Origin of the sequence: Amycolatopsis sp. NPDC102389 (genome assembly GCF_044765885.1) — a bacterium.
Lineage (GTDB): Bacteria > Actinomycetota > Actinomycetes > Mycobacteriales > Pseudonocardiaceae > Amycolatopsis.
In genome coordinates this window covers 180593-190026 of sequence record NZ_JBIWKX010000008.1, presented here as the reverse complement: position 1 = coordinate 190026, position 9434 = coordinate 180593, and the positions used below count along the sequence as shown (strand labels likewise).

The 9434-nt window shown below is 68.9% G+C and carries 11 protein-coding genes; 6 read left to right on the top strand and 5 right to left on the bottom strand.

Features of this window, described 5'->3' with window-relative positions; all coding sequences use genetic code 11:
- Window positions 1-285 precede the first annotated feature (285 nt).
- The gene (locus ACIRGA_RS10495; RefSeq protein WP_400939053.1) at window positions 286-2466 is read right to left on the bottom strand and encodes an MMPL family transporter; all 2181 of its coding nucleotides are present in this window, start codon (window positions 2464-2466) and stop codon (window positions 286-288) included.
- A 160-nt stretch (window positions 2467-2626) separates the two neighbouring features.
- Here ACIRGA_RS10495 and ACIRGA_RS10490 point away from each other — a divergent pair, with 160 nt between their 5' ends.
- Both ACIRGA_RS10490 and ACIRGA_RS10485 read left to right on the top strand, forming a co-directional pair.
- Complete coding sequence (locus ACIRGA_RS10490; RefSeq protein ID WP_400939050.1) at window positions 2627-3196, top strand: TetR/AcrR family transcriptional regulator; 570 nt, start codon at window positions 2627-2629, stop codon at window positions 3194-3196.
- Window positions 3197-3242: 46 nt separating this feature from the next.
- The gene (locus tag ACIRGA_RS10485; RefSeq protein WP_400939048.1) at window positions 3243-4115 is read left to right on the top strand and encodes a hypothetical protein; all 873 of its coding nucleotides are present in this window, start codon (window positions 3243-3245) and stop codon (window positions 4113-4115) included.
- On the opposite strand, the gene ACIRGA_RS10480 is transcribed toward ACIRGA_RS10485, so the two are convergent.
- Window positions 4092-4655, bottom strand: a complete 564-nt coding sequence (locus ACIRGA_RS10480; protein WP_400939045.1) for an RNA 2'-phosphotransferase — start codon at window positions 4653-4655, stop codon at window positions 4092-4094. The genes ACIRGA_RS10485 and ACIRGA_RS10480 overlap by 24 nt on opposite strands.
- Before the next feature lie 46 nt (window positions 4656-4701).
- Window positions 4702-5163, bottom strand: coding sequence for a redox-sensitive transcriptional activator SoxR (gene soxR, locus ACIRGA_RS10475; RefSeq protein WP_219150304.1), 462 nt, complete (start codon window positions 5161-5163; stop codon window positions 4702-4704).
- A gap of 52 nt (window positions 5164-5215) precedes the next feature.
- On the opposite strand from soxR, the gene ACIRGA_RS10470 reads away from it, so the two are divergent.
- The 3 genes from ACIRGA_RS10470 to ACIRGA_RS10460 are packed head-to-tail and all read left to right on the top strand — an operon-like array spanning window position 5216 to window position 7242.
- A complete protein-coding gene (locus tag ACIRGA_RS10470; protein ID WP_400939042.1) occupies window positions 5216-5908 on the top strand; it encodes a transketolase in 693 nt (230 codons plus the stop codon).
- Between the two features lie 4 nt (window positions 5909-5912).
- Window positions 5913-6803, top strand: a complete 891-nt coding sequence (locus ACIRGA_RS10465; RefSeq protein WP_400939040.1) for a transketolase family protein — start codon at window positions 5913-5915, stop codon at window positions 6801-6803.
- A gap of 10 nt (window positions 6804-6813) precedes the next feature.
- Complete coding sequence (locus ACIRGA_RS10460) at window positions 6814-7242, top strand: NUDIX hydrolase (protein WP_400939038.1); 429 nt, start codon at window positions 6814-6816, stop codon at window positions 7240-7242.
- 7 nt (window positions 7243-7249) lie between these two features.
- On the opposite strand, the gene ACIRGA_RS10455 is transcribed toward ACIRGA_RS10460, so the two are convergent.
- Complete coding sequence (locus ACIRGA_RS10455; RefSeq protein ID WP_400939036.1) at window positions 7250-8422, bottom strand: acyl-CoA dehydrogenase family protein; 1173 nt, start codon at window positions 8420-8422, stop codon at window positions 7250-7252.
- A gap of 71 nt (window positions 8423-8493) precedes the next feature.
- Window positions 8494-8673 carry a hypothetical protein gene (locus tag ACIRGA_RS10450; RefSeq protein WP_400939034.1) on the bottom strand — a complete coding sequence of 60 codons (180 nt, stop codon included), beginning with the start codon at window positions 8671-8673 and terminating at the stop codon, window positions 8494-8496.
- 135 nt (window positions 8674-8808) lie between these two features.
- Between ACIRGA_RS10450 and hisH the strand changes: the two genes are divergently transcribed.
- Entirely contained in the window at window positions 8809-9432 is a 624-nt protein-coding gene (gene hisH / locus ACIRGA_RS10445) for an imidazole glycerol phosphate synthase subunit HisH (protein WP_400939071.1), read from the top strand.
- Window positions 9433-9434 lie beyond the last annotated feature (2 nt).

Genomic DNA, 9434 nt, shown 5'->3' with positions numbered 1-9434 from the left:
TCTCTGTTTGGTTTGTTGGGGGGTGGTGTTTTTTTGTATTTATAGTCACAAACACACCCCCCCCCCCCCCCCCCCGGCTGCAAAGCTGCGCAAAGCGCTCGAATCGGCCACTCGGAACTTGATCGGTGTCCCTTGTGGACAGGAAGGGGCCTTCATGTGCTTGTTGAGGGGGCAAGGCAAACGTGGCATGTCGCGAAAGCCACTTTCGCGACGTCTGATGTCCCGAAAGTGGCTTTCGCGACATGAGCACCAGGCCCAGGCTCCGAAGAAGCTCCCGACCAGCGCCTACTTCGCGGCGTCGACCAGCTCCCGCTCATCAGGTGCGTCCAGCTGCTTCGCGAGCTTCTCGCCTTCGACGTCGACGTCGGGCAGCACGCGATCCAGCCACTTCGGCAGCCACCACGCACCGCGGCCGAGTAGCGACATCAGCGCCGGAACGATGGTCATCCGGATCACGAACGCGTCCACCAGCACCCCGAAGGCCAGCGCGAACCCGATCGACTGGATCAGCGACGATTCCGCGAGCACGAATCCGGCGAACACGCTGATCATGATCAGCGCGGCGGCGACCACGACGCGGGAGCCGTGCCGGAAACCGGTCACCATCGCCTGCTGCGGGTCGGCACCATGGACGTACTCCTCCCGCATCCGCGTCACCAGGAACACCTGGTAGTCCATCGCGAGCCCGAACAGCACACCGATCAGCAGGATCGGCAGCATGCTCATGATCGGCCCGGTCGTCTTCACGCCGAGCAGGTCGGTGAGCCAGCCCCACTGGAACACGGCCACCACGGCGCCGAACGTCGCGACGACGGAGCCGAGGAAGCCCAGCGTCGCCTTCAGCGGGACGACGATCGACCGGAACACCAGCATCAGCAACAGGAACGCGAGCCCGACGATCAGCGCGAGATAGGGCAGCATCGCGTCGGCGAGCTTCTCCGAGACGTCGATGTTGGCCGCGGTCTGCCCGGTCACCGCCAGTGACGCGCCGGTGGCCGAACCCAGTCCCGCGTTGAGGCCGCGGATGTCGCTGACCAGGTCCTCGGTCGCGGTGCTGCTCGGACCGCTCTTCGGGATGACGGTCAGCAGCGCCAGGTCACCGTCGCGGTTGGTCTTGGGCGGCGTGACGATCGGGCGTTCGGGGAGGCCGCCGATACCCGCGGCCGCCTGCTGGAGCGCGGCTGGCCGGTCCTTGCTGCCGTTCAGGTCGACGACGATCACCAGCGGACCGTTGGCGCCTTCGCCGAAGCTGCGGGCGACGGTGTCGTAGGCCTTGCGCTGGGTGGTGTCCGGCGCGGCGGTGCTGTCGTTCGGCAGGCCGAGCTGCATGCTCGCGGCAGGCACGGCGACGACCGCGAGGCCGGCGATCGCGGCGATCAGCACCGGGATCCGGTGGCGGGCCACGAACTTCGCCCAGCGCTCGCCGTGCGTCGTCGCGCTTGCCTTGCGGCGCAAGCGGATCTTGCCGCCCGCCAGTTTGCCGCCCGCGAACCCGAGGATGGCGGGCAGCAGGGTGAGCGCGATGACGACCGCGATGGCGACGGTGAGCGCCGCGGCGATCCCCATCTCGCCGAGGAACGGGATGCCGACGACGGTCAGGCCGGCCAGCGCGATGATGACGGTCAGCCCGGCGAACACCACGGCCGAGCCCGCGGTGCCGGTGGCGCGTCCGGCGGCTTCCTCCGGATCGCGGCCGATCGTGAGTTCGTGCCGATAGCGGGAGACGATGAAGAGCGCGTAGTCGATGCCGACGGCCAGGCCGATCATCAGCGCGAGCACCGGCGTGTTCGTGTTCAGTTCGAGGAAACCGGACGCCGTCGTGATGCCCGCCATGCCGATGCCGACGCCGATGAGCGCGGTCAGCAGCGGGATCCCGGCGGCGAGCAACGAGCCGAAGGTGATGATCAGGACGACCGCGGCGACGGCGACACCGAGGCCTTCGGTGGCGTTCGTCGCGGGCATCGCCTGCACGGCGTCACCGCCGAAGTCCACGGTGTACCCGGCGGCCTTGGCGGAATCGGCTGCGGCCATCAGGCCCTCGCGGTCGGCGTCGGTGAGTTCGAAGCCCGGCACGCGATAGCTGACCTGCGCCAGCGCCACATGCTTGTCGGGTGAGATCGCCTGCACCTGCAACGGGTTGACCACGCCCGCGACCTTCGGAGCGTTTTCGAGTCCCTTGACCAGACCCGTGATCGCCGCCTGCCCGGCGGCGTCGGTGATGTCGCCGGGAGTCGAGATGACGACGCGCCCCGTCGCGCCACCGGCGGCGGCTTCCGGGAATCGGTCGGCGAGCTGGTCGATCGCCTTCTGCGACTCGGTGCCGGGGATGGTCACGGAGTTCGAAAGCTGGCCGGACAGGGTCAGCGCTCCCGCGCCGAGGGCCACCAGGACGGCGGCCCACACCGCCGTCACCAGTGCCCGGCGCCGGAACGAGAACCGGCCCAGGCGGTAGAGGAAGCTGGCCACGAAAGTCTCCCGTTCACTCGATCAGGTTCATTCCAAGCTAGCCGATCGGCTAGGGGCCTACAAGCCGATCGGCAAGTGTGTGACTAGCCGCACGGCTAGTACTCGTTTGGCCCGACGGGCACGCTTGACGTAATCTCCGACGGCTGAACGAGGAGGGAACATGGACGTCGTCCACGTGGAGGACACCCGCACGCGACTACTGGGCACGGCGTTGCGGCTGTTCACCGAACACGGCGTGGAAGGCACCTCGCTGCAGATGATCGCGGACGCCCTCGGCGTCACCAAGGCCGCCGTCTACTACCACTTCAAGACGAAGGCGGAGATCACCGAATCCGTCGCCGAACCCGTGCTGAGGGAGCTCGAAGGCATCGTCGACGACGCGCGCGCCCAGCGCACCAGGGGCGCGCAGATCGACCACCTGCTCGACGGTTTCGTCGATCTCGTGGTGCGGCACCGCGCGCTGGTCGCCCTGTTCTCCAGCGACCCCGGTATCGCCCGCGCGATCGAAAAATCCGTCCACCGCTCGGAAAGCTTCAAGAACCGGCTGCTGGAGATCCTCGCCGGCCCGGAGCCGGACGCGCTGGGGATGGTCACCGCGCAGGTGCTCCTCGCCGGTATCGCCCTCGCCGGCGGCTCGCCCGAGGTCGCCTCGCTCGACGACGAAACGTTGCGCGAAACGCTCCTGGCCGTCGGCCGCAAGCTCTACAACCGCCCGCGCCGCCGCTCGTGACCGATGTGTTCAAGACAGCCGCCGCGATCCGCGCGACCCTGTCGGTATGAACATCGATCTGAACACGGCGGCCACGTTCATGGCCACCCAGGCCCGGGTGCTCGACCGGCGGCGTTTCGAGGTCCTTTTCCGTGACGGTGACCCGGCGGCGGCGCTCGCCGCGCTGGAGGCGTACCGCAATCCCGACGGCGGTTACGGCCACGGTCTGGAACCCGACTGCCGCTCGGCGACGAGTCAGCCCGCCGGTGCGCTGCACGCTTTCGAGGTCTTCGCCGACGTCGGACCGGCGACCAGTCCGCGCGCGGCCGAACTCTGCGACTGGCTCGACTCGATCTCCCTTCCCGACGGCGGGATCCCGTTCGCGTTGCCGATGCCGGATCCCGACGGCAGCGCGCCGTTCTGGACGAGCGCGGATCCGTCGGTCTCTTCGCTGCAGATCACCGCGATCGTCGCGGTCACCGCGCATCGCGTCGCGGCGCACGATCCCGCGGTCGCCGCGCATCCCTGGCCGGCGAAGGCCACGAGCTACTGCCTGGAGGAGATCGAAAAGCTCGACGAGGCACCGCACGCGCTCGTGCTCGCCTTCGCGATGAAGCTGGTGGACGCCCTGGGCGACACACGGCTGGTCGAGAAGCTCGGCCGGTTCGTCCCGGACGACGGGGTGGTCGCCGTCGGCGGCGGGATCGAGGGCGAGGCCATGCGCCCGCTCGATTTCGCCCCGGAACCCGGTGGCCCGGCACGGAAGCTCTTCCGGTCCGACGTCATCGAAGCGGATCTGCGGCGAGTGGCGGACGGGCAGCACGACGACGGCGGCTGGCGGGTCGACTACACCAGCTATTCGCCCGCCGCCGCGCTGGAGTGGAACGGCCTGTTCACCGTGAACACGCTCGGGGTCCTACGGGCCAACGGTCTCGTCTAGGCGACGCAGGAACTCCGGCGGAACGGCGGCGGTGAGCCAGACACCGTTCGCGCTCACCTGGAACTCGTGCCCGGCGGCGGCCATCTCCCGCGCGGCCACCGCGAGCAGGACCGGGGCGCCACGCCGGGCTCCGACGGCTCGCGCGGTGTCCACGGTCGCCGAAAGATGCACGGCGTGCCGTTTCATCGGCCGGAGGCCCTCGCGCATGATCGCGCCGAGGAACCGGGACACCGTCCCGTGGTAGAGCACGTCCGGCGGGATCGCGGAAGGCAGTGCGAGGTCGACGTCGACGCTGTGGCCCTGGCTGGCGCGGATCCGCAGCCCGTCCTCGTCGAAGGCGAAGCGCCGCTTGTCGTTGCCCTCGACGACTTCGTCGAGTTCGGCGCGGGTGACGTTCAAGCCGTTGCGCCGCAAGGCCGCCAAGAGCGTGTCGACTTCGACCCAGCCGTCAGGGGAGAGGGTGATCCCGATGTCGCCGGGTGCGTGCCGCAGGTGCCGGGAGAGTCGTTTCGAGACTCGGATGAGGTTCTTCTTGTCCATTTCGAGTCATAGTGACGCATATCCGGCACCCGCGTGGCAACGGAATTCAGATGCCGCCCTCGGCCGCCGGGCGCAGTTTCCCCGCGCCGGGGCCGAACCGGGACATCTGGTCGTCGGCGTTGTAGAGCCCGCAGCTGCGCAGGGAGAGGCAACCGCAGCCGACGCATCCGGTCAGCCTGTCGCGCAGGCGCTGCAACGCGTCGATCCGCGCGTCGAGCTCGTCCTGCCAGCCCCGCGAAAGGCGGGCCCAGTCGGCCTTGGTGGGGGCGTGGTCCTTGGGCAGGGTCTCCAGTGCCGAGCTGATGTCGTCCAGGCTGAGGCCGACCCGCTGCGCGGCGCGGATGAAGGCGATCCGGCGCAGCACCGAACGCGAGTACCGCCGCTGGTTGCCCGCCGAGCGCTCGGAGCTGATCAGCCCTTTGTCCTCGTAGAAACGCAAAGCCGTATGGGGCACGCCGCTGCGGTCGGCGACCTGTCCGATGCTCAGGTGTTCAGCCAGTCTCGTCACGTCGCCAGGCTAGCCTTGACTTCGACCTAAGTCGAGGTTGCAACCTCGGTTCATGACCACTGACACCAAGACCGGCTACGAGGATCTGCCGCGGCTGATCTCGCGGATGACCGGGGACGAGAAGCATCAGGCCGCCGCGGAGTCCACTGTGGACGTCTTGTGGGTGCTCTACGACCGTGTGCTCGACATCACCCCGGACAACATCCGCGATCCCGGCCGTGACCGCTTCCTGCTGTCGAAGGGCCACGGGCCGATGGCCTATTACGCGGTGCTGGCGAAGAAGGGCTTCATCCACGAGGAGGAACTCGCCGACTGGACTTCGGCCGAGTCCCGGCTCGGCCACCATCCGGATCGGGCGAGGCTGCCCGGGGCCGAGATCTCCAGCGGTTCGCTCGGGCACGGGCTCCCGCTGGCCATCGGCACCGTGTTCGGCCTGCGCGCCAAGGGATTCCGCGACGCCAAGGTCGTCACCCTCGTCGGCGACGCGGAACTCGACGAGGGTTCCAACCAAGAGGCCATCGCGATCGCCGGCCGCATCGGCATGCCGCAGCTGACCGCCGTCGTCGTCGACAACTCCTCGGCCACGCACGGCTGGCCCGGCGGGATCGCGCGCCGGTTCGAGGTCGAGGGCTGGGCCACCCGCACCGTCGACGGCCGCGATCACGACGCGCTCTACGAAGCCTTCACCACGCCCCATCCGGACCAGCCGCTCGCCGTGGTCGCGACCGTCGAGCGAAAGGCCTGAACCCGTGAACATGCGCGAAACGTTCTTGGAAGCCACCGCCGAAGTGCTCGACACCGACGCGAACGTCGCCGTCGTGCTCGCCGACATCTCCGCCGCACAACTCGCCTTCGCCGCGAGGAAACACCCCGACCGGGTGCTCAACGTCGGCATCCGCGAACAACTGATGATGAGCACCGCGGGCGGGCTGGCGCTGGCCGGGATGCGCCCGATCGTCCACACCTTCTCGTCGTTCCTCGTGGAGCGGGCTTTCGAACAGGTCAAACTCGACCTCGGGCACCAGGACGTCGGCGCCGTGCTGGTGTCCTCGGGCGCGTCCTACGACATGCCGACCGCCGGGCGGACGCATCAGGCGCCCGGGGACGTCGCCCTCATCGACACGTTGCCGGGCTGGACCGTGCACGTGCCCGGCCACCCGGAGGAAGCACGGCGGCTGCTGCTGGAGTCCATCCCGGGCGACGGCCGCGTCTATCTCCGGCTTTCCGCGCAGGAGAACGCGAAAGCGCACTTGGGCCCCGGTCTGCAGACGCTGCGCGAAGGCAAGCGAGGCGTCGTGGTGGCCGTCGGGCCGATGCTCGACAGGGTGCTGGAAGCGACCGACGGTCTCGACGTCACCGTGCTCTACACGTCGACGGTCCGGCCGTTCGACGCCGCCGGGCTGCGCTCGGCCGTCGAGGCCACGGGGAGCACCGACGTCGTTCTGGTCGAGCCTTACCTCGCGGGAACCTCGGCGCACGCGGTGGCGGACGCCTTGTCCGAAACGCCGCATCGGCTGCTGTCCCTCGGCGTCCGGCGCGACGCGGAAGTCCGGATCTACGGCGAAATGGCCGATCACGACCTCGCGCACGGTCTCGACGCCGGTTCGATCACCTTGTCCGTCAAGGAATTCCTCCGCTAGCGTCACCAGGATGACGAAGATCCGCCCGCTCGCGCTCGGGGTCATCCGCCGCGGTGAAGACCTTCTCGTGTTCGAAGGTCGCGACCACGCCAAAGGGGAGACCTATCACCGCCCGCTCGGCGGCGGGATCGAGTTCGGGGAGACCGCCGTCGAGGCGCTGCACCGCGAATTCCAGGAGGAACTCGCGGCGGAGCTGACCTCGGTCGAGCAGATCGCCGTGCTGGAGAACGTGTACACCTTCGAAGGCAGGCCGGGGCACGAGATCGTGTTCCTGTTCACCGCCGACCTCGCCGACAAGGCGTTCTACGAGCGCGACGAGGTCGGCGTGGTACTCGACGACGGCGCGCGCGTGCACTGGCTGCCGATGGCCGACGTGGCGAGCGGCAAGGCGATCCTCTACCCGGCCGGGCTCTCGGAACTCCTTGCGGCACAGGAGTGATCGCCGCTCAGCGGAAGGCGGCGAGCCCGGTGACCGACTGGCCCAGCGAGAGCGCGTGCATCTCCTCGGTGCCTTCGTAGGTCAGCACGGTTTCCAGATTCGACATATGCCGCATCACCGGGTACTCCAGCGAGATCCCGTTGGCGCCCAGCATGCCGCGCGCGGTCCTGGCGACCTCCAGCGCGGAGCGGACGTTGGCGAGCTTCCCGAAGCTGACGTGGTTGTGGTGCAGCGTCCCGGCGTCCTTGAGCCGTCCGATCCGCAGCGCGACCAGCCCGGCGCGGTTGACCTCGACGACCAGGTCGGCGAGCTTGCGCTGGGTGAGCTGGAACCCGGCCAGCGGTTTGCCGAACTGTTCCCGGCTCAGCGTGTACTCCAGCGCGGACTCGTAGCAGGACCGAGCGGCGCCGACGACACCGAACAGGATCCCGTAGCGCGCCTCGTTCAGGCAGGACAGCGGCCCGCGCAGCCCCCGGACCTCGGGGAACGCCGCCGAATCCGGCAGGCGGACGCCGTCGAGCACGAGTTCCGCGGTCAGCGAGGCCCGCAGCGACAGCTTGTGCTTGACCTCGTTCGCGGTGAAACCCGGCGTGTTCGTGGGGACGACGAAGCCGCGCACGCCTTCGTCGGTCTGCGCCCAGACGACCGCGACGTCGGCCACGGTTCCGTTGGTGATCCACATCTTCGTGCCGCTCAGCACCCAGTCCGAGCCGTCGCGGACCGCGCGCGTCCGCATGCTGCCCGGGTCGCTGCCGGCGTCCGGTTCGGTCAGGCCGAAGCAGCCGAGCGCCTCACCCGCGGCCATCCGCGGCAGCCACTCCTGCTTGTGTTCCTCGGTGCCCCATTTGTGGATCGCGTACATCGCCAGTGAACCCTGCACCGAGACGAAGCTGCGCAGCCCGGAATCGACGGCCTCCAGCTCGCGGCAGGCGATGCCATAGGCGACCGCGCTGGTGCCGGCGCAGCCGTAGCCCTCCAGGTGCATGCCGAGCAGCCCGAGCTGTCCGAACCCCTTGGCGAGCTCTTTGGCGGGCAGTGCGCCCGTTTCGTACCATTCGGCGACGTTCGGCAGGAGCTGGTCGTGCGCGTAGGAACGCACGGCGTCCCGCATGGCCCGGTCCTCGGCGGAGAGCTCGGCGTCGAGATCGAGGAAGTCGCGCGGATCCGGGCTGCTGCTCATGCGTCACTCCTGGTCGGCTCGGTGGGTCACCTTCCTATGAAGAAAACCACACACGCGACCGGAGTCGGGTGTCAGCGATCGCGCCATCCGGTGGTCTTCGTCACCTGAACCGATGCCGTGGCCGTCCGGGCGGAGGCGGAGCGCCGCTTCTGCGCCGGGATCAGCAGCTCCGCGAAGGTAGGGAAAGGCACGCTGTCGATGTCCTCGCGCCAGGCGTCGAGCAGGCGGGTCAGGTCGTCGGCGTCCTGCATCGTTCCTCCAAAAGTGCAGGGCGGTCCTGCGCCGGCCTTTCACTTGGAGGCGTTATTACCCAGAAGAGTGAAGGTCGAAACAGGAAATCCGGAGAAAATCCGGTCCGCTAACCTGGACGGGTGGCTACTCCTCGCGTGGTGATCCTGGACTACGGGTCCGGCAACCTCCGGTCCGCCGAACGCGCCGTCCAGCGCGCCGGCGCCGACGTCGAGGTCACCGCCGACCCGCATGCCGCGCTCGAGGCCGACGGCCTGGTCGTGCCCGGTGTCGGCGCCTTCTCCGCCTGCATGGAGGGGCTGCGGTCGGTGTCGGGGGAGAAGATCATCGGCAAACGCCTCGCCGGCGGCCGCCCCGTGCTGGGCATCTGTGTCGGCATGCAGATCCTGTTCGAACGCGGTGTCGAACACGGCGTGGAGGCCGAGGGCGCCGGCGAGTGGCCGGGCACGGTCGACAAGCTGGAGGCCGACGTCCTGCCGCACATGGGCTGGAACACCGTCCGTGCCCCGGAAGACTCGCAGCTGTTCGCCGGTCTCGACGCGGACACGCGGTTCTACTTCGTGCACTCCTACGCCGCGCGGACCTGGGAACTGGACTCCGGTCTCGCCGGTCGGCAACCCAAGGTGACCTGGGCGAACCACGGCCAGGACTTCGTCGCCGCGGTCGAGAACGGGCCGTTGTGGGCGACGCAGTTCCACCCGGAGAAGTCCGGGGACGCCGGGGCGCACCTGCTGCGCAACTGGCTGACCACCCTCGCTTAGAG